Origin of the sequence: Pseudomonas sp. D2002 (assembly GCF_013385735.1) — a bacterium.
GTDB lineage: Bacteria > Pseudomonadota > Gammaproteobacteria > Pseudomonadales > Pseudomonadaceae > Aquipseudomonas.
In genome coordinates this window covers 335,485-357,141 of sequence record NZ_JACAPL010000006.1, presented here as the reverse complement: position 1 = coordinate 357,141, position 21,657 = coordinate 335,485, and the positions used below count along the sequence as shown (strand labels likewise).

At 63.5% G+C, this 21,657-nt stretch carries 24 protein-coding genes; 22 read left to right on the top strand and 2 right to left on the bottom strand.

What is annotated here, in order from left to right; translation table 11 throughout:
- Window positions 1–135 precede the first annotated feature (135 nt).
- From HX783_RS14585 to HX783_RS14485, 21 genes are all read left to right on the top strand, one after another.
- The gene (locus HX783_RS14585) at window positions 136–858 is read left to right on the top strand and encodes a beta-ketoacyl synthase chain length factor (RefSeq protein WP_159953811.1); all 723 of its coding nucleotides are present in this window, start codon (window positions 136–138) and stop codon (window positions 856–858) included.
- A complete protein-coding gene (locus tag HX783_RS14580; protein ID WP_177017317.1) occupies window positions 834–1,646 on the top strand; it encodes a 1-acyl-sn-glycerol-3-phosphate acyltransferase in 813 nt (270 codons plus the stop codon). The genes HX783_RS14585 and HX783_RS14580 overlap by 25 nt, the downstream gene beginning before the upstream one ends.
- The gene (locus HX783_RS14575; RefSeq protein ID WP_177017316.1) at window positions 1,624–1,893 is read left to right on the top strand and encodes a phosphopantetheine-binding protein; all 270 of its coding nucleotides are present in this window, start codon (window positions 1,624–1,626) and stop codon (window positions 1,891–1,893) included. The genes HX783_RS14580 and HX783_RS14575 overlap by 23 nt, the downstream gene beginning before the upstream one ends.
- 9 nt (window positions 1,894–1,902) lie before the next feature.
- Window positions 1,903–2,157 carry an acyl carrier protein gene (locus HX783_RS14570; protein ID WP_159953808.1) on the top strand — a complete coding sequence of 85 codons (255 nt, stop codon included), beginning with the start codon at window positions 1,903–1,905 and terminating at the stop codon, window positions 2,155–2,157.
- Complete coding sequence (locus tag HX783_RS14565) at window positions 2,154–2,699, top strand: hypothetical protein (RefSeq protein ID WP_159953807.1); 546 nt, start codon at window positions 2,154–2,156, stop codon at window positions 2,697–2,699. Before HX783_RS14570 ends, HX783_RS14565 begins: the two co-directional genes overlap by 4 nt.
- Entirely contained in the window at window positions 2,696–4,366 is a 1,671-nt protein-coding gene (locus tag HX783_RS14560; protein WP_177017315.1) for an acyl-CoA synthetase family protein, read from the top strand. The genes HX783_RS14565 and HX783_RS14560 overlap by 4 nt, the downstream gene beginning before the upstream one ends.
- Window positions 4,367–4,533: 167 nt before the next feature.
- On the top strand, window positions 4,534–5,268 hold the full coding sequence (locus tag HX783_RS14555) for a glycosyltransferase family 2 protein (protein WP_159953805.1): 735 nt from the start codon (window positions 4,534–4,536) through the stop codon (window positions 5,266–5,268).
- Entirely contained in the window at window positions 5,265–6,200 is a 936-nt protein-coding gene (locus HX783_RS14550) for a glycosyl transferase (RefSeq protein WP_177017314.1), read from the top strand. The genes HX783_RS14555 and HX783_RS14550 overlap by 4 nt, the downstream gene beginning before the upstream one ends.
- A complete protein-coding gene (gene hutH, locus HX783_RS14545; RefSeq protein WP_177017313.1) occupies window positions 6,184–7,725 on the top strand; it encodes a histidine ammonia-lyase in 1,542 nt (513 codons plus the stop codon). Before HX783_RS14550 ends, hutH begins: the two co-directional genes overlap by 17 nt.
- A complete protein-coding gene (locus tag HX783_RS14540; RefSeq protein ID WP_177017312.1) occupies window positions 7,718–8,143 on the top strand; it encodes a thioesterase family protein in 426 nt (141 codons plus the stop codon). Before hutH ends, HX783_RS14540 begins: the two co-directional genes overlap by 8 nt.
- Window positions 8,140–8,823: an outer membrane lipoprotein carrier protein LolA gene (locus tag HX783_RS14535; RefSeq protein ID WP_177017311.1), complete on the top strand. Its 684-nt coding sequence runs from the start codon at window positions 8,140–8,142 to the stop codon at window positions 8,821–8,823. The genes HX783_RS14540 and HX783_RS14535 overlap by 4 nt, the downstream gene beginning before the upstream one ends.
- Window positions 8,813–11,125 carry an MMPL family transporter gene (locus HX783_RS14530; protein WP_177017469.1) on the top strand — a complete coding sequence of 771 codons (2,313 nt, stop codon included), beginning with the start codon at window positions 8,813–8,815 and terminating at the stop codon, window positions 11,123–11,125. The genes HX783_RS14535 and HX783_RS14530 overlap by 11 nt, the downstream gene beginning before the upstream one ends.
- A gap of 33 nt (window positions 11,126–11,158) precedes the next feature.
- Window positions 11,159–12,406 carry a tryptophan 7-halogenase gene (locus tag HX783_RS14525; RefSeq protein WP_177017310.1) on the top strand — a complete coding sequence of 416 codons (1,248 nt, stop codon included), beginning with the start codon at window positions 11,159–11,161 and terminating at the stop codon, window positions 12,404–12,406.
- On the top strand, window positions 12,403–13,137 hold the full coding sequence (locus HX783_RS14520; RefSeq protein ID WP_177017309.1) for a class I SAM-dependent methyltransferase: 735 nt from the start codon (window positions 12,403–12,405) through the stop codon (window positions 13,135–13,137). The genes HX783_RS14525 and HX783_RS14520 overlap by 4 nt, the downstream gene beginning before the upstream one ends.
- On the top strand, window positions 13,134–13,616 hold the full coding sequence (locus HX783_RS14515) for a hypothetical protein (RefSeq protein ID WP_177017308.1): 483 nt from the start codon (window positions 13,134–13,136) through the stop codon (window positions 13,614–13,616). Before HX783_RS14520 ends, HX783_RS14515 begins: the two co-directional genes overlap by 4 nt.
- A complete protein-coding gene (locus HX783_RS14510) occupies window positions 13,613–14,779 on the top strand; it encodes a beta-ketoacyl-[acyl-carrier-protein] synthase family protein (protein WP_177017307.1) in 1,167 nt (388 codons plus the stop codon). Before HX783_RS14515 ends, HX783_RS14510 begins: the two co-directional genes overlap by 4 nt.
- On the top strand, window positions 14,776–15,237 hold the full coding sequence (locus tag HX783_RS14505) for a hotdog family protein (RefSeq protein WP_159953796.1): 462 nt from the start codon (window positions 14,776–14,778) through the stop codon (window positions 15,235–15,237). The genes HX783_RS14510 and HX783_RS14505 overlap by 4 nt, the downstream gene beginning before the upstream one ends.
- On the top strand, window positions 15,234–15,962 hold the full coding sequence (fabG, locus tag HX783_RS14500; protein WP_177017306.1) for a 3-oxoacyl-ACP reductase FabG: 729 nt from the start codon (window positions 15,234–15,236) through the stop codon (window positions 15,960–15,962). Before HX783_RS14505 ends, fabG begins: the two co-directional genes overlap by 4 nt.
- Entirely contained in the window at window positions 15,962–17,188 is a 1,227-nt protein-coding gene (locus tag HX783_RS14495; protein ID WP_177017305.1) for a beta-ketoacyl-ACP synthase, read from the top strand. The genes fabG and HX783_RS14495 overlap by 1 nt, the downstream gene beginning before the upstream one ends.
- 27 nt (window positions 17,189–17,215) lie before the next feature.
- Window positions 17,216–17,665 carry a hypothetical protein gene (locus tag HX783_RS14490; protein ID WP_177017304.1) on the top strand — a complete coding sequence of 150 codons (450 nt, stop codon included), beginning with the start codon at window positions 17,216–17,218 and terminating at the stop codon, window positions 17,663–17,665.
- A 154-nt stretch (window positions 17,666–17,819) separates the two neighbouring features.
- On the top strand, window positions 17,820–17,957 hold the full coding sequence (locus HX783_RS14485; RefSeq protein WP_177017303.1) for a hypothetical protein: 138 nt from the start codon (window positions 17,820–17,822) through the stop codon (window positions 17,955–17,957).
- A 153-nt stretch (window positions 17,958–18,110) separates the two neighbouring features.
- Here the strand turns inward: HX783_RS14485 and HX783_RS14480 are convergent, their stop codons facing one another.
- Window positions 18,111–19,004: a LysR family transcriptional regulator gene (locus HX783_RS14480; RefSeq protein WP_159953793.1), complete on the bottom strand. Its 894-nt coding sequence runs from the start codon at window positions 19,002–19,004 to the stop codon at window positions 18,111–18,113.
- 157 nt (window positions 19,005–19,161) lie between these two features.
- Between HX783_RS14480 and HX783_RS14475 the strand changes: the two genes are divergently transcribed.
- The gene (locus HX783_RS14475; protein WP_371317687.1) at window positions 19,162–20,403 is read left to right on the top strand and encodes an MFS transporter; all 1,242 of its coding nucleotides are present in this window, start codon (window positions 19,162–19,164) and stop codon (window positions 20,401–20,403) included.
- Window positions 20,404–20,521: 118 nt separating this feature from the next.
- Here HX783_RS14475 and hemE read toward each other — a convergent pair whose 3' ends face one another.
- On the bottom strand, window positions 20,522–21,589 hold the full coding sequence (hemE, locus tag HX783_RS14470) for a uroporphyrinogen decarboxylase (protein ID WP_159953789.1): 1,068 nt from the start codon (window positions 21,587–21,589) through the stop codon (window positions 20,522–20,524).
- Window positions 21,590–21,657 lie beyond the last annotated feature (68 nt).

Here is a 21,657-nt window from a genome sequence, read left to right as displayed (position 1 = left end):
GAACAATTCTTTACCAAAGTTTGCTAGAACCCCGCAGCACCGGGATAATGCGCGCCATTCGGCGATTGCTCCCTGTCCCGGTATTCGGGGCCAATGGCCGCACATGGAAGCCCGCAGGGGCGGGATAACTTCTCAGTGATCACTTTCAACATCGCCCAATGGCGCGCCTGGGCGCCCAGCCTGGAAAGTGCGGACGACTGGCACGCCTGGTGCCAGGCCCCGGTGTTGCTGCCCGCCAGCGAAGAATCCCCCGATGTGTCCTTCCTGCCGGCCATGCAGCGTCGGCGCCTGAGCCGCCTGGCGCGCATGGCGTTCAGCGTGGGTTGGCCGCTGGCCGAAGGCCGTGAAGACCTGCCACTGGTGTTTATTTCCCGGCACGGCGAAACCCCGCGCACCCTCGACATCCTCAGCGACTTGGCCAATGAGCAGCCGCTGTCGCCGACCCAGTTCAGCCTGTCGGTGCATAACGCAGTGATTGGCCTATGGTCGATCCTGCGCAATGAAACCAGCGAAATGACCGCCCTCGCCGCCGCTGGCGATGGCCTGGAGCACGGCATGCTTGAGGCCGCCGCGCTGCTCAACGAAGGCGCCCCGGCAGTGTTGCTGGTGATTACCGAAGAACAGCCGCCCGCGGCCTACGCCAGCTGGATTAATGACGTGCCCTTCCCCTACGCCGTCGGCCTGCTGCTGACACCGGGCGACGAGTGGCAATTGGAACTAAACAGCGGCGCTGTCCAACTCACTCAAACAACTCAGTGGCCCCATGCCCTGAACCTGCTGCGCACCCTGCTCACTGAACAGGTCGCCTGCCAACATGCCTGGAAGAACCGTGTATGGAACTGGCAACGCAAGCCCTGACCGACAAACCACGGGACGCCTACTACTGGCGCCTGTTCGCCACCGCCGCCAGCTTCTTCATGTTCGGCGTCGGCGGGCTGTGCCTGCGTTTACTGGTGTTCCCGTTGCTCAGTTGCCTGCCGGGCAGCGCGGCAAAACACCAGCGCCGCGCTCGCCACACCATCAGCAAGCTGTTCTGGTTCTTCATCCGCCTGATGCAGCGCGCCGGCGTGCTGACCTACAGCGTCGAAGGCGCAGAAAAACTCGGCCGCCCAGGCCAGATGATCATCGCCAACCACCCGTCGCTGATCGACGTGGTGTTTTTGATCGGCCTGATGCGCCAGACCAATTGCGTGGTCAAGCAGAGTCTGTTTCAAAACCCGTTCACCCGCGGGCCGGTGCGCGACGCGGGCTATATCAGCAATGACGGCAGCGCCGACATGCTCGATGCCGCCGCCCAGGCGCTGCGCGAAGGCCAGACCCTGATCATCTTCCCCGAAGGCACCCGCACCACGCCCGGCGCGGCACCCGCCTTTCATCGCGGTGGCGCCGCCATTGCGCTGCGCGGTGCGACAATCATCACCCCGGTGGTGATCAAGGTCAGCCCCACCACCTTGACCAAGGCAGAACCCTGGTACCGCATTCCTAAATGTCGATTTCATTTCAGTTTGCGCGTGGGTGCCGATATAGAACCACACGCCTTTGCCGCACTCGGGCCCGCGCCCCAGGCCTCACGCAAGCTCAACGATTACCTGCACCACTATTTTATTAAGGAGCTCGCCGAAGATGAGCGACCAACACCGCCTTGAGCACGACATAAAGACGCTGATCATCGAGGCCCTGGGCCTGGAAGACATCAGCGTCGACGATATTGGCAGCGACCAGACCCTGTTCGGCGAAGGCTTGGGCCTGGATTCGGTCGACGCCCTGGAATTGGGCCTGGCAATCCAGAAAAAGTACGGCATCAAGATCGATGCCGACGCCAAAGACACGCGCAATCACTTCACCAACGTGGCCAGCCTTGCGGCGTTCGTCACGGCCAGACAGGTAGCTTGAGACCGGACCATGCAAACTCGTGACGATATTTTCAACACCCTGCGCGACGCCTTGGTGGAACTGTTTGAACTGGAACCCGAACGCGTCACGCTCGACGCCAACCTGTACCAGGACCTGGAAATCGACAGCATCGACGCCGTCGACCTGATCGACCATATCAAGCGCCAGACCGGCAAAAAGATCGCCGCCGAAGAATTCAAGACGGTGCGCACCGTAAACGACGTGGTTGAGGCGGTGTACCGTCTGGTCACGCCTGCCGCATGAGCCGGCTGATCGGCCTTGGCCTGTTGCTGGCGGGGCTGCTTTACCCTTTTGCGGTGTATTACGGCACCGAGCACTTTGCGCCGTGGCAATTCGGCCTGCTGCTGGGCAGCCTGTGGCTGTTGCGCGCGCTGACCGGCGCACGCCGCCCCGGCAGCCGCTGGATGGCGGTGGCGGTGATTGTGTTTTGCCTGTTGCTGGCCTGGTTCGACAACCCGCAGTTGCTGCGCTGGTATCCGAGCCTGGTCAGCGCGTTCATGCTGGCGCTGTTCGGCCTGAGCCTGAAATACGGCCCGCCGATGGTCGAGCGCCTGGCGCGCATGAGCGACCCGCAACTGCCGCCCAACGCGGTGGTGTATACGCGCCAGGTCACCGTGGTGTGGAGTGTGTTTTTTCTGTGTAATGGCCTGCTCGCCGCCGCCCTCACCCTGTGGGCGCCGCTGAGCTGGTGGACGTTGTACAACGGCCTGATCGCCTACGGGCTGATGGGGTTGTTGTTTGCCGTGGAATGGCTGGTACGACAAAGGGTTCGAGGCCGCGTATGAAAGGGTTGAAACTTGAGCACCTGTTGCTTGAGCCGCTGGAACACCGTTTGGTCACCACCGAACCTGAGATGAATCACGCCCAGCTGTGGGAGCAATCCCTGAGCCTGGCGGCGGGCCTGCAGGCGCGCGGCATCCAGCGTTTGGCCGTGCACCTGGAAGACGCAGGCACCTTGGCCATCGCCCTGCTGGGCGCCTGGCGCGCCGGGGTCAGCGTGTTGCTGCCCGCCGACCTGCAAGCGCAAACCCGTCAGCGCTGGGACGCCGCCGTGGATGCCTGGCTGGTCGAAGCCGCCGACCTCGACGCGCTGTATCAGGCGCCGTTGAGCGCTGCGGCTCTCGACCTGGACACCTGCCAGCTGAGCCTGTGCACCTCCGGCTCCAGCGGCGAGCCCAAGCGTATCGACAAGACCCTGCGTCAATTGGCCAACGAAGTTGAGGCGCTGGAAGCCTTGTGGGGCGCCGACCTTAACGATGCGTGCATCATCGGCAGCGTTGCCACCCAACACATCTACGGTTTGTTGTTCCGGGTGTTGTGGCCGCTGTGTGTCGGTCGCACTTTTGTGCGCAAACAACTGGCGTTCCCCGAAGACCTGCAGCGCGCCAGCCGCGAGCACCCACAATTTGCCTGGGTCGCCAGCCCTGCGCTGCTCAAGCGCATGGGCGACAACCTCGACTGGCCGGCGCTGAGCCAGGTGTCGCGGGTATTTTCGTCCGGTGGCGCGTTGCCGATTGAGGCGGCTGGCAGCCTGTACGACCGCTTGCAGCAATGGCCGACGGAAATCCTCGGCAGCTCGGAAACCGGTGGCATTGCCTGGCGCCAAGGCGCACAGCCGTGGCAGCCATTTGCCGAGGTCGAGCTGAGCCAGGATGCCGACGGCGCGCTGCGCATTGCCTCGCCTTACCTGCCGGCCGGGCATATCGAACAGACCGCCGACGCCGCTCGCATTCATTCCGATGGCCGCTTTGAGCTGCTCGGCCGCCTGGACCGCATCGTCAAGCTGGAAGAAAAACGCATCTCCCTGCCCATGCTCGAACAAGCGCTGATGGCCCACGCCTGGGTCGCCGACACCCGCCTGGGCGTGGTACAGGAAAACCGTGCCTCCCTCGGCGCGCTGGTGGTGCTGAGCGCCGACGGCCTGCATGCCCTGCGCAATCAGGGCCGCCGCACCGTCACCCAAGCCCTGCGCCAGCATTTGAGCCAACATTGCGAAGCCTTGGCACTGCCGCGTCGCTGGCGGTTGCTGCGCCAGTTGCCGCTGAACAGCCAGGGCAAGCTGCCGCAGGCCGAGGTAGAGGCGTTGCTGCTGGCACCCCGGCCAAAAGCGCCGGAAGTGCTGGAGCAAGTCGAGGCTGACGGCGAATGGACCGTGCAACTGAGCATCCCGCCGGACCTGGCGTATTTCAGCGGTCACTTCCCGGTCACGCCGGTGTTGCCGGGGGTAGTGCAAGTGGAATGGGCGTTCAACCTCGGCCAGCAACTGCTGGATGTGCCCACGACCTTTGCCGGCATGGAAGTACTCAAATTCCAGCAACTGGTGCGCCCCGGCGATCAGGTAGAACTGCACCTGCGCTTCGACCCGGCACGCGGCAAGCTGTATTTCGCCTACCGCAACGGTGTGGCGGCCTGCTCCAGCGGCCGCATTCAACTGGTGGCCGCGCATGCATAAGCTTTTGTGGCGAGGGAGCTTGCTCCCGCTGGAGTGCGAAGCGCTCCCAACCCATACAATGAAGTTCGTCAGGATGACCTCCGTTGCCTCTATTGGGGCTGCTTCGCAGCCCAGCGGGAGCAAGCTCCCTCGCCACAGAGTAGGCGCTCGATTTCGGGATTCAGACCATGCATAACCCCTGCGCCCTGATCCCGGTCTACAACCATGAAGCCGCCGTGCCCGCCGTGGTGCACAGCCTGTTGAACAGCGGCCTGCCATGCCTGCTCGTCGACGACGGTAGCAGCCCGGCCTGCGCGGCAGTCTTGGCGCAATTGGCGACACTCGAACACGTCACCCTGCTGACCCTGCCCAACAACCAGGGCAAAGGCGGCGCGGTGATGGCCGGTTTCCGCGAAGCCGCGCGCCTGGGCTTCAGCCACGCCCTGCAAGTGGACGCCGACGGCCAGCACGACCTGCGCGAAGTCGAGAGTTTCCTCGACGCCTCACGCACCCACCCAGACGCGGTGATCTGCGGCTACCCCGAATACGACGACAGCGTGCCCAAAGGTCGCCTCTACGCACGCTACCTGACCCACGTGTGGGTGTGGATCAACACCTTGTCACTGCAAATCCGCGATTCGATGTGCGGCTTTCGCGTGTACCCGCTGGCGCCCACATTAGCCTTGATGAACACGGCCTACATCGGCACGCGCATGGATTTCGACTCCGACATCCTGGTGCGCCTGGCCTGGCGTAACCAGCCGATGCGCTGGCTGCCGACCCAGGTGCATTACCCCGCTGACGGCTTGTCGCACTTCCGCCTGTTCCGCGACAACGTGCGCATTTCGGCCATGCACACGCGGCTGTTCTTCGGCATGTTGGTGCGCGCGCCGATGATCCTGTGGCGACGGTGGCAGGCATGAGCGACAGCACCAAACACTGGGCCGACCGCGAAGAGCGCGGCAGCTTCTGGCTGATGAAACTCACCGCCGTCGCCGCCAAAGTCCTCGGCCGCCGCCTGCTGAGCCCGCTGCTGTACGGCATCGTGTTGTACTTCTTCCTGTTCGGCCGCACCGCGCGCCACAGCGCCTGGGAATACCAGCAGCGCCTGGCCGCCTGGAGCGGGCGCGATGAGCTGCGGCCCACGCATAAAAGCGTCTTCGGCCAGTTCATGGCCTTTGCCGACTCCTTGCTCGACAAACTCGACGTGTGGAACGGCAAGCTGCGCATCGAACAGATCGAAATCAACGACCCGGCGCAGTTGCGCGGGCAACTGCGCGGCGAGCGCGGGCAGATGCTGGTCGGCGCGCACTTGGGCAACCTCGAAGTGTGCCGTGCGCTGGCCGAGATCGGCGAACAAGTCACCATGAACGTGCTGGTGCACACCAAGCACGCCGAGCAATTCAACCGCCTGCTGGGCGAAGCCGGGGCCACGCATTTGCGCCTGATCCAGGTCAGCGAACTGGACCCGGCGACCATGCTACTGCTCAGCCAGCGCCTCGACGACGGCGAGTGGCTGGCGATTGCCGGCGACCGCGTGCCACTGCACGGCGGGCGCAAGGTGCGCGTGGATTTCCTCGGCCATGACGCGGCGTTCCCGCAAGGCCCGTGGCTGCTGGCCGGGCTGCTCAAATGCCCGGTGAACCTGCTGATGTGCCTCAAGCACGACGGCCGCTATCGCCTGACCATCGAGCCGTTCGCGCAATTGATCGAATGGAAGCGCAGCACCCGCGAGCAGGTCATCGCCCTGTGGACCGCGCGCTACGCCGCACGCCTGGGCCAGTTCTGCCTGCAAGCGCCCCAACAATGGTTCAACTTTTACCCTTTCTGGAAGACCGATGACGACGCATCTTGAGCCGGTAACCTTTGGCGAACGCGCTTTGCGCATTGAAGACGTGCTGGCCTTGGCCAACCGTCAGGCGCCCACGCAGTTGCAGGGCGACGCTGCGTACCGCCAGCGCATTGCCAAAGGCGCGCAGTTCCTCGACTCGCTGCTGGACAAGGAAGGCGTGATCTACGGCGTCACCACCGGCTACGGCGACTCGTGCGTGGTGGCCGTGCCGTTGCAGCACGTCGAGGCGTTGCCGCGTCACCTGTACACCTTTCACGGTTGCGGGCTGGGCAAGTTGCTCGACGCCCAAGCGACCCGCGCGGTGCTGGCGGCGCGTTTGCAGTCGCTGTGCCACGGCGTTTCCGGGGTGCGCGTGGAGTTGCTGGAGCGCCTGCACGCGTTTCTCGAACACGATGTGCTGCCGCTGATCCCGGAAGAAGGCTCGGTGGGCGCCAGCGGCGATCTGACGCCGCTGTCCTACGTGGCCGCGACCTTGTCCGGCGAGCGGGAAGTAATGTTCCGTGGTGAGCGCCGCCAGGCCGCCGATGTGCACCGCGAACTGGGCTGGGAGCCGCTGGTATTGCGCCCCAAAGAAGCCCTGGCCTTGATGAACGGCACCGCCGTGATGACCGGTTTGGCCTGCCTGGCCTTCGCCCGCGCCGACTACCTGCTGCAACTGGCCACGCGCATCACTGCGCTGAACGTGGTGGCGCTGCAAGGCAACCCGGAACACTTCGACGAACGCCTGTTCGCCGCCAAGCCGCACCCGGGCCAGATGCAAGTCGCCGCGTGGCTGCGCAAAGACCTGGCGATTGATGCGCCGACCGCGCCGCTGCACCGCCTGCAGGATCGTTATTCGCTGCGCTGCGCGCCGCACGTGCTCGGCGTGTTGGCCGACAGCCTGAACTGGCTGCGTTCGTTTATCGAAATCGAACTGAACAGCGCCAACGACAACCCGATCATCGACGCCGAAGAAGAGCGCGTGCTGCACGGCGGGCACTTCTACGGCGGGCATATCGCCTTTGCCATGGACAGCCTCAAGACCTTGGTGGCCAACGTCGCCGACCTGCTCGACCGCCAGCTCGCCTTGCTGGTGGACGTGCGTTACAACCACGGCCTGCCGAGCAACTTGTCTGGCGCACCGGCTGACCGCGCGATGATCAACCACGGCTTCAAGGCCGTGCAGATCGGCACCAGCGCCTGGACCGCCGAAGCGCTGAAAAACACCATGCCGGCCAGCGTGTTCTCGCGCTCCACCGAGTGCCACAACCAGGACAAAGTGAGCATGGGCACCATCGCCGCCCGCGATGCGATCCGCGTGCTGGAGCTGACCGAACAAGTCGCCGCCGCCACGCTGCTCGCGGCCAACCAAGGCGTGTGGCTGCGCGCCCAGGCTGAAGATGCACGCGCCCTGCCGCCGGCCTTGGCCGCCATGCATGCAGAACTGGCCAAGGACTTCCCGCCGGTCATCGAAGACCGTGCGCTGGAAGGCGAACTGCGCCTGTGCCTTAAACGTATCGCCGAGCAACACTGGAGGCTGCATGCGTAGCCAGGGCGTGCTGCATTGCGACACTGAAATCCTCGTGCCGTTTTTCGACGTCGACACCATGAACGTCGTCTGGCACGGGCATTACGTGAAGTACCTGGAAGTGGCGCGCTGCGCGCTGCTGGACAAGCTCGGCCACAACTACACGGCAATGCTCGACTCCGGCTACGCCTGGCCGGTGATCGACATGCAACTGCGCTACGTGCGCGGCGCGGTGTTCGGCCAGACGATCAATGTGCGCGCCAGTTTGGTGGAGTGGGAGAACCGTTTGAAGGTCAATTACCTGATCACCGATTTGGCCAGCGGCGAACGCCTGACCCGCGCCAGCACCGTGCAAGTGGCGGTGGAAATCGCCAGCCGCGAGATGCAACTCGCCTCCCCCAAAATATTTACAGACGCCGTCGAAAGGGCTTTGAAATGAGATCCAATGTGGGAGCGGGCTTGCTCGCGAAGGTCGTTAACGATTACGCAGCTCGCCTGACACTGCGCAGCGCCCTCAGGTTCTTCGCGAGCAAGCCCGCTCCCACATTGATCGGGTTGCTCCTGAGCTTCAGCGCCCATGCTTTTGACCTGCAACAGCTCAGCGATCAACTGGCAAAACCGTCCGTCATCCACGGCAACTTCACCCAGGAAAAACACCTGCGTGCCCTGCCCCAGCCCCTGGTCAGCAAAGGCACCTTCGTGCTCGCCAAGGATCACGGCCTGCTGTGGCTGCTGAAAACGCCGCTGCAACAGGACTACCGCATCAGCGCCCAGGGCATTGCCCGGCGCGATGCCAACGGCTGGCAGCTGCTGCCGAACAAGAGCGCTGGTGCCGAGCAGAACCGTCTGTTCCTCGCGGTACTCCAGGGTGACAGCAGCGGCCTGCAGCGCGACTTCGAACTGCAACTGCAAGGCGAAGCCAACAAGTGGAAGCTGACGCTGATCCCACGCTCACTGCTGCTCAAACAGGTCTTCACCCAAATCAATATCGACGGCGGCGAGCTCGTCCAGACCATCCAACTGCTGGAAACCCAAGGCGACAGCACTGTGCTGCGCATGCAGGACAGCACGGCCAGCCAACCGTTGAGCGACGCGGAGCAACATGACTTTGCCCAGTGAGCGCCTGCTGCCGCGCCTGTTCCTGATCCTGCTGGTGGCCGTGCTGGCCCTGGCCGGTTGGCAATGGCGCCATGGCGCGCCGCTGTCGGCCAACCTGATGGAGCTGGTGCCGGGCAATACGCCGGACGCGCTGGAGCTCAAGGCCGAACAGCGCATGCAGGAACCGCTGAACCGCGAAATGCTGGTGCTGGTGGGGCATGCCGATCGGCAAAAAGCCGTGGCGGTCGCGCAACAGTTGGGCGACCGTTGGCAGGCCAGCGGGCTGTTTGAAAAGGTGCAGTGGAACCTGCAAGCCGACTTGCCGGCGCTGCGCGAGCAACTGCTGCGCGGGCGTCTGGCGATGCTCTCGGCCAAGGACCGCGAGCAACTGATCGAACAACCCGCGGCGTTTATCCAGCAACGTGTACAGGCACTGTTCGACCCCTTCACCGGGTTCAGCCTGGTGCCCAGCCAGGACGACTGGCTGGGCCTGACCGGGCGCATCCAGAACAGCCAGCCGCAGCACGGTTCGGTGCAACTGGACATCGGCAGCGGCGCGTTGATCGCCGATGCCGACGGCAAAAGCTGGGTGCTGCTGCGTGCGCGCACCACCGGCAACGCCTTTGATATGAAACTGCCGGTGCAAGTGGCGGATTTGCTCCAGGCCAGCCGCACCCAGGCCAGTGAGCAAGGCGCGCAGCTGCTCGCCGCCAGCGGCTTGCTCTATGCCGCTAATGGGCAACAACAAGCGACGCGGGAAATCACCTGGGTCGGCGGCGGCGCCACCTTGGGCATCCTTTTGCTGCTGTTGCTCGCCTTCCGCCGCTGGCGTGTGCTGCTGGCGTTTGTGCCAGTGCTGGTGGGCATGCTGTTTGGTGCGGTGGCCTGTGTGGCGCTGTTCGGCCATATGCATGTGATGACCCTGGTGCTGGGCTCCAGCCTGATCGGCGTGGCCGTCGATTACCCGCTGCACTATCTATCCAAAAGCTGGAGCCTGCAGCCCTGGCGCAGTTGGCCGGCGTTGCGCCTGACGCTGCCGGGGTTGAGCCTGAGCCTGGCCACCAGTTGCATTGGCTACCTGGCGTTGGCCTGGACGCCGTTCCCGGCGCTGACGCAAATCGCGGTGTTCTCTGCCGCAGGCCTGGTCGGCGCCTACTTGTCGGCCGTGTGCCTGTTGCCCGCGCTGCTCAAGGGCGTGGACCTGCGCCCGGCGCAATGGCCGCTGCGCATCGCCGAAGGCCTGTGGCTGTTGCGCGCCGCCTTGATCAAACGCGTACCGAGCCCGCTGCTGCTGGCACTGGTGCTGCTATTCTGCGCGGGCGGCCTGTGGCACTTGAACAGCAAAAACGATATTCGCCAATGGATCGGTGCCCCGCCGCAATTGCTCCAGGAGGCGCAAGCCGTGGCGCGCATCACCGGGTTCCAGCCCACCAGCCAGTTTTTCCTGGTGCGCGCGGATAACCAGCAGCAGTTGCTGGAACGCCAGGCGGCCTTGGGCCAACGCCTGGACCAACTGGTGAACATGGACAAGTTGCAGGGCTACCTGGCGCTCAATCAACTGGTCAACTTGCCCGCCGAGCAGCAACAGTTGCGTGATGCGCTGAACCAGCTGCCGCAACACTGGCAACCGCTGATGGACCTTGGCGTACCCGCCGGCGCCTTGCAGGCCGAAGTTGCGCAGCTGCAAGCACTGCCCACCGAAGACATCGACGCCGCGCTGGTTGGCCCGCTCGCCGAACCCTGGCGCACACTGTGGCTCGGCCCGGTGGGCGGTGGTATGGCGGCGATGGTCAGCCTGCAAGGCTTGAACAACCCGGCGTTGCTGCGGGTGCAGGCGCTGGATTTGCCCGGCGTGCAATTGGTCGATCGCCTGGGCGACTTGAACCGGGTGTTCGCCGACACGCAGATCAGCGCGGCGGAATTGAAATTGATGTCGTGCGTGCTGATCGTGCTGTTGCTAATCCTGCCGTTCGGCGTTGGCGGTGCCTTGCGCATCGTCGCCCTGCCGTTGCTGGCCGCGCTGTGCAGCCTGGCCAGCCTGGGTTGGCTGGGCCAGCCGTTGACCCTGTTCAGCCTGTTTGGCCTGCTGTTGGTCACGGCCATCAGCGTCGACTACGCGATCTTGATGCGCGAGCAAATCGGCGGCGCTGCCGTGAGCCTTTTGGGAACGCTGTTGGCGGCGCTGACGACCTGGTTGTCGTTTGGCCTGCTGGCGGTGTCGAGTACACCGGCGGTGAGCAATTTCGGCCTGTCGGTCAGCCTGGGCCTGGCGTTCAGCTTTATGCTGGCGCCGTGGGCCGGGCATCAGAAGCACGCCTTATGAATGTGATTATCGCCATAGCGGCAAGGAGCCCTCGTGCCCACAGTTGAAATGGAACGTCGCCAGGTGGTGGTGATCGGTGCCGGCCCGTCTGGTGCCATCGCCGCCGCGCTGTTAAAGCGCAACGGGCATGATGTATTGATTATCGAGCGCCAGCATTTTCCGCGTTTTTCGATTGGTGAGAGCCTGCTGTCGCACTGCATCGATTTTATCGAAGAAGCCGGCATGCTCGACGCCGTGCAGGCGGCGGGTTTCCAGGTAAAAACCGGTGCCGCGTTTGCCTGGGGCGAGCGCTACAGCGCATTTGATTTTGGTGACACGTTCAGCAACGGCAAGCCCACCACCTTCCAGGTGCAGCGCGGCGAATTCGACAAATTACTGGCCGACCAGGCAGCGCTGCAGGGTGTGGATATTCGCTACGGCGAAACCATCGTCGGCGTGGACTTTGGCGGCGACAGCCGCTACCTGCACGTGCGCCGCGAGAACGGCAGCGAGTACCACCTCAAGGCCAAGTTCGTACTCGACGCCAGCGGCTACGGCCGCGTACTGCCGCGCCTGCTGGACCTGGAAGCGCCGTCGAATTTCCCGCTGCGCCAGGCGGTGTTCACCCACGTTGAAGATCACATCGAACATCCCGGCTTCGACCGCACCAAGATCCTCGTGACCACGCACCCCACCCAACGTGATATCTGGTTCTGGACCATTCCGTTCAGCAACGGCCGTTGCTCGGTGGGCGTGGTGGCGGCCAAAGAGCATTTTGACGGCCGCGACAGCGACCTCGACGCCTGCCTGCGCAGCTTCATCGACGAAACCCCAAGCCTGGCAGGCGTGCTGCAAAACGCCGTGTGGGACACACCTGCGCGCACCATCGGCGGCTACTCGGCCAACGTCAAAACCCTGCACGGCCCTGGCTTTGCGCTACTGGGCAATGCGGCGGAGTTTCTCGACCCGGTGTTTTCTTCCGGGGTGACTATCGCCATGCGTTCGGCGAGCATGGCGGCCGGGCTGTTGCATCGCCAGCTCAAAGGCGAGACCGTGGACTGGCAAAGCGAGTTTGCCGTGCCGTTGAAGCGCGGTGTCGACACCTTCCGCTGCTACGTCGAAGGCTGGTACGCGGGGACGTTCCAGGATGTGATTTTCCACCCTGGCAGCTCGCCGGAGATTCGCCGGATGATCAGCTCGATCCTGGCCGGTTATGCGTGGGATGAGCGCAACCCGTTTGTCAGTGAGCCCAAGCGGCGGTTACGGATGTTGTCGGAGATTTGTGCAGGGGATGCCGCGTGAGCAGTCAGTATTTAAGTAACAACTACGTCGAAGAAACCAAGTTCGGCTTCTGGTTCCTGCGCAGCCACACGTGGCAGCACCACGTGTTGCGCGTGGCGATCAACGACCTGCGCAGCCTGTTCACCGAACCGTTGCCGGTGGCGCCGGTGTTGCTCGACGCCGGTTGCGGCCAGGGCAAGTCGTTCCAGTATTTGCAGCAGGTGTTCGCGCCGCAGCGCCTGATCGGCCTGGACGCCGACCCGCACAGCCTGGAACTGTGCCAAGCCGAAGCCGCGCGCCAAGGCCTGGCCATCGAGCTGATCGGCAGCGACTGCGCGACCCTGGCGGTGCCGGATGCCAGCGTCGACATCCTGTTCTGCCACCAGACCTTCCATCACCTGGTGGAACAGCATCGCGCCTTGAAAGAGTTCTACCGTGTGCTCAAGCCGGGCGGTTATTTGCTGTTTGCCGAGTCCACCGAAGCCTACATCGACACCTGGGTGATTCGCTGGCTGTTCCGCCACCCGATGCACGTGCAGAAAAGCGCCGAAGAGTATCTGCAGATGCTGCGCGAGCAGGGCTTTGAATTTGGCCCGCAGAACGTCTCATACCCGTATTTGTGGTGGAGCCGTTCCAGCGATTTCGGCCTGTTGGAGCGCTGGGGCCTGCGCAACCCGCCACCGGTGGGCCAGCGTGAAGAGACCCTGGTCAACTGCGTGGTGCGTAAACCGTTAGAGAGTGCTGCGCCATGATGCGGAGGCTGTTGATCGGTTGCCTGATGCTGCTGAGCGCCTGCGCCAGCCAGCCGCCGCTGCCCGAGAAAACCCCGGCGCTGGCCTTGCCGATGCAGCTGCACGTGCAGCGCCTGGCGGACGGCCAGAGCCAGGATTGGCTGCTGGTGATCCAACGCGAAGGCGCTGGGTTGCGCTGGTCGATGATGGACCCACTGGGCATTCCCCAGGCCCGGCAAAAACTGATCAACGGCCAGTGGCAGGCTGACGGCCTGCTGCCGCCTAACCCGGCGGCCCGCGAGCTGTTTGCCGCGCTGCTGTTTGCCCTGACCTCGGCGGATGACGTGCGCGCGCTTTACCCGAGTGCCCAGGCCATGGACCTTACGCGCACGCTGCCGGGCCATTGGCAGATCGTCTACCAGTCTTCAGAGGTATTCAGCGTGAACATGACGGGCCAGCCGTTGAGCTATCGCATCACCCCGCTTGGGGTTGCTCGATGACCGCCTATCTCAATGCCCTCGGCGTGATCTGCGCCCTGGGCCGTGGCCAGGACGAAGTCAGCCGCAACCTGTTTGCCGGCGACTGCTCCGGCATGCGCGCCGAAAGTGGCTGGGTGCCGGAACGCGTGTTGCCGGTAGGCGGTGTGCACAGTGAACTGGCGAGCATTCCAGCGCAATTGAACCAGCAAAGCAGCCGCAACAACCAGTTGCTGCTGGACGCCGCGTTGCAGATTGAAGGCCAGATCCGCCAGGCGATCCACACCTACGGCGCCTCGCGCGTCGGCATTGTGTTGGGCACCAGCACCTCCGGCATCGACGAAGCCAGCCGTGGCATCGCCCATTACCTGCGCGACCAGCAGTTCCCCGGCGACTACGACTATCAACAACAGGAACTCAGCGCGCCAGCCAACTTCCTCGCCGACTGGCTGCAACTGAGCGGCCCGGCCTATGTGATTTCCACCGCTTGCACCTCCAGCGCCCGCGCGCTGATGAGTGCTCAGCGCCTGCTGGCCCTGGGCGTGTGCGATGCGGTGATTTGCGGCGGCGTCGACAGCCTGTGCAAGCTGACGCTGAACGGTTTCACTTCGCTGGAGGCCGTCTCCAGCGAGCGTTGCAACCCGTTTTCGGTGAACCGCAATGGCATCAATATCGGCGAAGCGGCGGTGCTGTTCTTGATGACTAAAACACCGGCGCCGATTGCACTGTTGGGCAGCGGCGCCAGCTGCGACGCACACCATATCTCGGCGCCCGAGCCCACCGGCAAAGGCGCGTTGCAGGCGATGCGCAAGGCCTTGGCCAGCGCAAAACTTGCGCCCGAACAGATCGGCTACCTGAACCTGCACGGCACCGCCACCCAACACAACGACGCCATGGAAAGCCTGGCCGTCGCCAGCCTGTTTCCCGACGGCGTGGCCTGCTCATCGACCAAACCCATGACCGGCCACACCCTCGGCGCGGCCGGTGCATTGGAAGCGGCGTTCTGCTGGCTGAGCCTGACCCACGGCTTGGTCCCGCCACATGTGTGGGATGGCCACGCCGACCCGGCCCTGCCTGCGTTGCAGTGGGCGCAGGCCGGCGACACCTTGAAAAAGCGCTGCCTGATGAGCAACTCGTTTGCCTTCGGCGGTAACAACGTCAGCCTGATAATCGCAGAGGCCCCATGATCGATTGGCCACTCGCCGAACTGCTGCCCCACGCGGGCGACATGATCCTGATCGACCAGGTGCTGTCGTTCGATGAAGAGCAGGTGCACACCCGCGCCACCGTCAAGCCCGGTGGCCTGTTCAATCGCCCGGACGGCAGCCTGCCGGCGTGGGTCGGTATTGAGCTGATGGCGCAAAGCGTCGCCGCCTATGCCGGTTGCCGCGCGCGCCAAAAAGGCGAAGCGGTGGAACTGGGTTTCCTGTTGGGCACGCGTAAGTTCGAGTGCAACGTGGAACATTTCCCGGCCGGTGCCGAGCTGCGCATCCACGGCCTGCGCTCGCTGGAAGACGACAACGGCATGGGTGTGTTCGAATGCCACCTGACCGGCGACGGGATCCAGGCCAGCGCGCGCTTGAACGTATTTCGACCGCCCCAGGCGGCCAACTATTTAGATGAATCGAAGGACGAAACGCCATGACTGAATCCGTACTGGTCACCGGCTCCAGCCGTGGCATCGGCCGCGCCATTGCCCTGCGCCTGGCGCAGGCCGGGCACGACATCGTGCTGCATTGCCGCAATGGCCGCGTTGAAGCGGACGCGGTGCAGGTCGAGATCGAAGCCCTGGGCCGCAAGGCGCGGGTGCTGCAATTCGATGTGGCGGATCGCGCCACGTGCAAGCAAGTCCTTGAGGCCGATGTGGAGCAGCATGGCGCCTATTACGGCGTGGTACTCAACGCTGGCCTGACCCGTGACGGCGCGTTCCCGGCCTTGTCCGAAGACGATTGGGACGTGGTGATGCGCACCAATCTGGATGGTTTCTACAACGTGCTGCACCCGGTGATGATGCCGATGATTCGTCGTCGCGCGGCGGGCCGTATTGTGTGCATCACTTCGGTTTCGGGGTTGATCGGCAACCGTGGCCAGGTGAATTACAGCGCCTCCAAAGCCGGCTTGATCGGCGCGGCCAAGGCGTTGGCGATCGAGTTGGGCAAGCGCAAGATCACCGTCAACTGCGTGGCGCCAGGCTTGATCGACACCGCCATGCTCGATGAAAACGTGCCGGTGGAAGAGCTGATGAAAATGATCCCCGCGCAGCGCATGGGCACCCCGGAAGAAGTCGCCGGTGCGGTGAATTTCCTCATGTCGGCCGAGGCCGCTTACATCACGCGCCAAGTCTTGGCCGTGAACGGGGGCCTGTGCTGATGAAACGCGTCGTCGTCACCGGCATGGCCGGCATGACCTCCCTGGGCTGCGACTGGGACACCATCGCCGCCCACTTTCGCGCCAACCGCAGCGGCATTCGGCGCATGGACGAGTGGGACCGTTTTACTGAACTGAACACGCGCCTGGCGGGGCCGATCGATGACTTCGTCGTGCCTGCGCACTGGACGCGCAAGCAATTGCGCAGCATGGGCCGCGTCTCGCGCCTGGCGGTATGGGCAGCGGAGCAGGCGTTGCAGGACGCTGGCTTGCTCGGCGACGAGTCGATCAAGGATGGGCGCATGGGCGTGGCCTGTGGCTCGTCCACCGGCAGCACCGATGAGATCAAGGCGTTCGGCAATATGCTGCTGAACTCGGTGGCCGAGGGGCTGAACGCCAACTCGTATGTGCGCATGATGCCGCACACCACGGCGGCGAATATCAGCATTTTCTTTGGCCTCACCGGGCGCCTGATCCCCACGTCCAGCGCCTGCACCAGCGGCAGCCAGGGCATCGGCTATGCCTACGAGGCGATCAAGTTCGGCCGCCTGCCGTTGATGCTCGCCGGTGGCGCCGAGGAGCTGTGCCCCACTGAAGCGATGGTGTTCGACGCGCTCTACGCCACCAGCCTGAAAAACGACGCGCCACAGACCAGCCCGCGCCCCTATGACAGCGGCCGTGATGGCCTGGTGATCGGCGAAGGCGGCGGCATGCTGGTGCTCGAAGAACTCGAACACGCGCTGGCGCGCGGTGCGCACATCCACGCCGAGCTGGTGGGTTTCGGCAGCAACGCCGACGGCCAGCACACCACGCGCCCGGAGCAGAAAACCATGCGCCGCGCGATGGAGCTGGCCCTCGAAGATGCCGGGCTTGAGCCTTCGGCCATCGGCTACGTGAATGGCCATGGCACCGCCACCGATCAAGGCGATATCGCCGAAACACTGGCCACCAGCAGCCTGTTCGGCAGCCGCATGCCGATCAGCTCGCAGAAGAGTTTCCTCGGCCACACCTTGGGCGCGTGCGGCGCGCTGGAGTCCTGGTTCAGCATCGAAATGATGAACCGCGACCAGTATGTGCACACCTTCAACCTCGATTCGGTCGACCCGCAATGCGGCGAGCTGGATTACCTGCAAGGTGGGTTTCGCGAGATGCACAACGACTACGTGATGAACAACAATTTTGCGTTTGGCGGCGTCAACACTTCGCTGATTTTCCGCCGCTGGTCCTGAATTTTTTAATCGATTGGAGAAAACGGAATGTCTTCCTTGCTACGCGCCACCCTGATCACCCTGGCCCTGCTGACCACCGCCGGGTGCACCACCAAACCGGTGCTCAACACCCAGCACGCGCTGCCGGCCGACGCTCAAGTCAGCGAAGAAAAAATGAAGCAGGTGATCGTCACCGCCCTGCAAAAACGCGAGTGGACCGTGCAACGTTTCGGCCCGCAACTGGTGCAGGCCGAGATCACCGTGCGTAACCAGTACTACGCTGCAATCGACATCCGCTACACCCGCAACAGCTACGCCATCACCTACCGCGACAGCCGCGACCTGGGCTACAAGGACGGCAAGATCCATCGCAACTACAACCGTTGGGTGAACAATTTGGATGGCGACATCATGGCGGGTTTGCGCAGCAATGGCGTGAATGAGGCCGGGTCGGCGGCGCAGTTGTTTGAGCAGACGGGGACGTCGAAGCAGAACTGAGCATTTCAGCCCGTCGGAAACGACAAAGGGCGCCTTTCGGCGCCCTCTTCACAAACAGGTTGGCTTGTCATCGCCGCGTCCTGCCTGGCTCTGCGATGGCTGGTTACCCAGGATCCTCAGAGTCTCACAAGCCCCTTTCGGGAACTCGGCCAGTATGCCTGAAAACAGCTCGCCTGCAATCGGTGGCAAAGCGCCGCTCATCTTTGTTCCACTTCATCGCAACCCCAGCGCACTGCGCACCGCCGCCTTTATCGCTAAAAACTGCTCGCTGGTGAGCTCTGCGATTTTGTAAGTTCGTTTGCCATGACGGTCTTTGCTTTTGATTCGATCCAGTCGCCCCAGGCTTACGGTCGCGACAATGTCGCACTTTGCCCAGCAGATGGGGTTCGCGCCCTGAAGATGACTGTCGACTAAGCCGGTTGCGTTACCTGATATGTGACAGTGCCTACACCACCGCTTTGCGCGTCAAGAGCTCCACAAACGCCTTGGCCATCGGGGTTTGCGCGCCTTTGCGTTGCACCAGCCACACGGCCGTCACCGCTTCCTGATCGAGCAAGGTGCGATACACCACGCCATCAATTCGAATGCGCTGGTAAGACGCCGGCAGCACCGACACCCCCAAGCCCGCCGCCACCAACCCGATGATGGTCATTGCCTCCCCGGCTTCCTGGGCGAAGTGCGGGCTGAAACCGGCGTCACGGGCCAGGTTGAGCAGTTGGGCGTACAGGCCGCTGCCATAGGTGCGTGGGAAGAATACAAACGGTTCCTGCGCCAGTTGCGCCAGATGCAAGCCGCGCTCGCTGCCGTCCACCAGCGGGTGACCGGCATTCAGCACGGCGACCAGCGGTTCACGCATCAGCTCGATGACATTCAGCGAATCCGGCAACGGCAGCGGGCGCATCAGCCCCACTTGGATCGACTCATCCACCAGCGACTCGGCCACTTCGGTGCTGCTCATCTCCTGCAGATTCAAATGCACCGCCGGGAACGCCTGCCGAAACGCGAAGATCGCCTGCGGAATGCTGGCGTTGAATGGCGCCGACGAGGTGAAGCCGATCTTCAGTTCCCCCAGTTCGCCCAACTGCGCACGCCGCGCCACATCCGACGCCTTGTCGACCTGCGCCAGTACCAATCGCGCCTCGTGCAGGAACAAACGCCCCGCCTCACTCAGCTCGACCCGACGGTTGGTGCGCTCAAACAAGCGCGCGCCCACCTCGTGCTCCAGCGCCTGAATCTGCTGGCTCAACGGCGGCTGCGAGATGCCCAGCACCTGCGCGGCGCGGCCAAAATGCAGTTCTTCGGCGACGGCGATGAAGTACCGCAGGTGACGCAATTCCATGCAAACCTCATTAGGTCGTAAAAGCTATCAAACAGGTCGAACAATATATTGGAAAGAATCATTAGGCAGCTATATTCTTTTTTGCATTGCCAGTTCTGGCAGGCTTTCCCTCGCCGAGGTCCCCGTGAAATCTGCTGTCGCTCCATTTGCTCAAGAGATCCCGCCTACCGCCCTGGATGAGGTGGTGGCCCAGCTCAACGAGGCGTACATCGAAAAAGGCACGCCGATGTTCATGCGCACGGTGCTGGCGCTGTTTTCCGGGGGGTTCGCCACCTTTGCGCTGCTGTATTGCGTGCAGCCGATGATGCCGGCGCTGTCTCACGAGTTTTCCATCAATGCCGCGCAAAGCAGCCTGATCCTGTCGGTCGCCACGGCGATGCTGGCGTTGGGCTTGCTGGTCACCGGGCCGATTTCCGACCGACTGGGGCGCAAGCCGGTGATGGTCTGCGCGCTGTTTTGCGCCGCGCTGGCGACCATCGCCAGCGGCCTGATGCCGACCTGGGAAGGGATTCTGCTGATGCGCGCGCTGGTGGGTTTGTCCTTGAGCGGCCTGGCCGCCGTGGCGATGACCTACCTGAGCGAAGAGATCCACCCGCAACACATCGGCCTGGCGATGGGCCTGTATATCGGCGGGAACGCCATTGGCGGCATGAGCGGGCGGTTGATCATCGGCGTACTTATCGACTTCGTCAGTTGGCACACCGCAATGCTGATCATCGGCGCGCTGGCGCTGATCGCGGCCACGGTGTTCTGGAAGGTCCTGCCCGAATCGCGCAACTTCCGCACCAGCAGCCTCAAGCCGCGCAACCTGCTGAATGGGTTTGTCATGCACTTCAAGGACGCGGGCCTGCCGTGGTTGTTTCTTGAGGGCTTCTTGCTGATGGGTGCCTTCGTCACGATGTTCAACTACATCGGTTATCGCCTGCTGGCAGAGCCGTACGGGCTGAGCCAGGCGGTGGTCGGCCTGCTCTCGCTGGTGTACCTGACCGGCATCTACAGCTCGGCAAAAATAGGCTCACTGGCCGACCGCCTCGGCCGCCGCCGAGTGCTGTGGGGCACGATTGTGTTGATGCTCGCCGGCATGAGCCTGACCCTGTTCACCCCGTTGTGGCTGGTGGTGCCGGGCATGCTGATCTTCACCTTCGGCTTCTTCGGCGCGCACTCGGTGGCCAGCAGCTGGATCGGCCGCCGCGCAGTCAAGGCCAAGGGGCAGGCGTCGTCGCTGTATTTGTTTTGCTACTACGTGGGGTCGAGTATTGCCGGTACGGCGGGCGGGTTCTTCTGGCACTTTGCCGGGTGGAACGGGATTGGCGGGTTTATCGTGGCGCTGTTGATTGGCGCGCTGCTGGTGGCGTTGAAGCTGGCGAAGTTGCCGCCGCTGGGGAATGTGCAGGCCTGAGGCGGCCCTGTTTAAAATGTGGGAGCGGGCTTGCTCGCGAATGCGGTGTATCAGTCATGAATGTATCAACTGACACTCCGCATTCGCGAGCAAGCCCGCTCCCACAGTTGTTTTGTGTTTACTCGTGATACTGCGCCGACAGCTCATGCACCGCGCGCAGGAACGCGCCGGCGTGCTCCGGGTTCACTTCCGGCGTAATGCCATGGCCGAGGTTGAACACGTGCCCGCTGCCCTTGCCGTAGCTGGCCAGGATGCGGCCGACTTCGGTGCGGATTGCTTCCGGCTTGGCGTACAGCACGGTCGGGTCCATGTTGCCTTGCAGCGCGACCTGGCCGCCAACGCGGCGGCGCGCTTCGCCAATGTCGCAGGTCCAGTCCAGGCCCAGCGCGTCAGCGCCAGCATCGGCGATGCTTTCCAGCCACAGGCCGCCACCTTTGGTGAACAGGATGACCGGCACTTTGCGGCCTTCGTGTTCGCGGATCAGGCCACTGACGATCTTGCGCATGTAGGCCAGGGAGAATTCCTGATAGGCCGCCGACGACAGGTTGCCGCCCCAGGTATCGAAGATCTGCACCGCTTGCGCGCCGGCCATGATCTGGCCGTTGAGGTAGCTGGTGACCGACTGCGCCAGTTTATCCAGCAGCAGGTGCATGGCTTGCGGGTTGTCGTAGAGCATGGCCTTGGTCTTGCGGAAGTCTTTCGACGAACCGCCTTCGACCATGTAGGTGGCCAGGGTCCAAGGGCTGCCGGAAAAGCCGATCAGCGGCACGCGGCCGTTGAGCTCGCGGCGGATAGTGCTGACGGCGTCCATCACGTAACCGAGGTCTTTGTGCGGATCAGGGATCGGCAGCGCTTCGATGTCGGCCAGGGTGCTGACAACCTTTTTGAAACGCGGGCCTTCGCCGGTTTCAAAATACAGGCCTTGGCCCATGGCGTCGGGGATGGTGAGGATATCGGAGAAGAGGATGGCCGCGTCCAGTTGTGGGTAGCGGTCCAGCGGCTGCATCGTGACTTCGCAGGCGAACTCCGGGTTCATGCACAGGCTCATGAAATCACCGGCATTAGCGCGGCTGGCGCGGTATTCCGGCAGGTAGCGACCGGCTTGACGCATCATCCATACAGGCGTGACGTCTACAGGTTGCTTGAGCAGGGCACGAAGGAAACGGTCGTTCTTGAGGGCAGTCATGTCGGCATCCGCAAAAAAAGTGCGGGCATTTTCTCAGAGCGCGACGCAAAAGGCACGGAGTGAGCCGT

Coding starts and splice junctions, on each gene's coding strand:
- HX783_RS14480 (WP_159953793.1), bottom strand. CDS start 19,004: ATGGAATTGCGTCACCTGCGGTACTTCATCGCCGTCGCCGAAGAACTG.
- HX783_RS14515 (WP_177017308.1), top strand. CDS start 13,134: ATGATGCGGAGGCTGTTGATCGGTTGCCTGATGCTGCTGAGCGCCTGC.
- HX783_RS14570 (WP_159953808.1), top strand. CDS start 1,903: ATGCAAACTCGTGACGATATTTTCAACACCCTGCGCGACGCCTTGGTG.
- HX783_RS14490 (WP_177017304.1), top strand. CDS start 17,216: ATGTCTTCCTTGCTACGCGCCACCCTGATCACCCTGGCCCTGCTGACC.
- HX783_RS14555 (WP_159953805.1), top strand. CDS start 4,534: ATGCATAACCCCTGCGCCCTGATCCCGGTCTACAACCATGAAGCCGCC.
- HX783_RS14510 (WP_177017307.1), top strand. CDS start 13,613: ATGACCGCCTATCTCAATGCCCTCGGCGTGATCTGCGCCCTGGGCCGT.
- HX783_RS14535 (WP_177017311.1), top strand. CDS start 8,140: ATGAGATCCAATGTGGGAGCGGGCTTGCTCGCGAAGGTCGTTAACGAT.
- HX783_RS14485 (WP_177017303.1), top strand. CDS start 17,820: ATGCCTGAAAACAGCTCGCCTGCAATCGGTGGCAAAGCGCCGCTCATC.
- HX783_RS14505 (WP_159953796.1), top strand. CDS start 14,776: ATGATCGATTGGCCACTCGCCGAACTGCTGCCCCACGCGGGCGACATG.
- hutH (WP_177017313.1), top strand. CDS start 6,184: ATGACGACGCATCTTGAGCCGGTAACCTTTGGCGAACGCGCTTTGCGC.
- HX783_RS14550 (WP_177017314.1), top strand. CDS start 5,265: ATGAGCGACAGCACCAAACACTGGGCCGACCGCGAAGAGCGCGGCAGC.
- HX783_RS14565 (WP_159953807.1), top strand. CDS start 2,154: ATGAGCCGGCTGATCGGCCTTGGCCTGTTGCTGGCGGGGCTGCTTTAC.
- fabG (WP_177017306.1), top strand. CDS start 15,234: ATGACTGAATCCGTACTGGTCACCGGCTCCAGCCGTGGCATCGGCCGC.
- HX783_RS14540 (WP_177017312.1), top strand. CDS start 7,718: ATGCGTAGCCAGGGCGTGCTGCATTGCGACACTGAAATCCTCGTGCCG.
- HX783_RS14560 (WP_177017315.1), top strand. CDS start 2,696: ATGAAAGGGTTGAAACTTGAGCACCTGTTGCTTGAGCCGCTGGAACAC.
- HX783_RS14580 (WP_177017317.1), top strand. CDS start 834: ATGGAACTGGCAACGCAAGCCCTGACCGACAAACCACGGGACGCCTAC.
- HX783_RS14575 (WP_177017316.1), top strand. CDS start 1,624: ATGAGCGACCAACACCGCCTTGAGCACGACATAAAGACGCTGATCATC.
- HX783_RS14495 (WP_177017305.1), top strand. CDS start 15,962: ATGAAACGCGTCGTCGTCACCGGCATGGCCGGCATGACCTCCCTGGGC.
- hemE (WP_159953789.1), bottom strand. CDS start 21,589: ATGACTGCCCTCAAGAACGACCGTTTCCTTCGTGCCCTGCTCAAGCAA.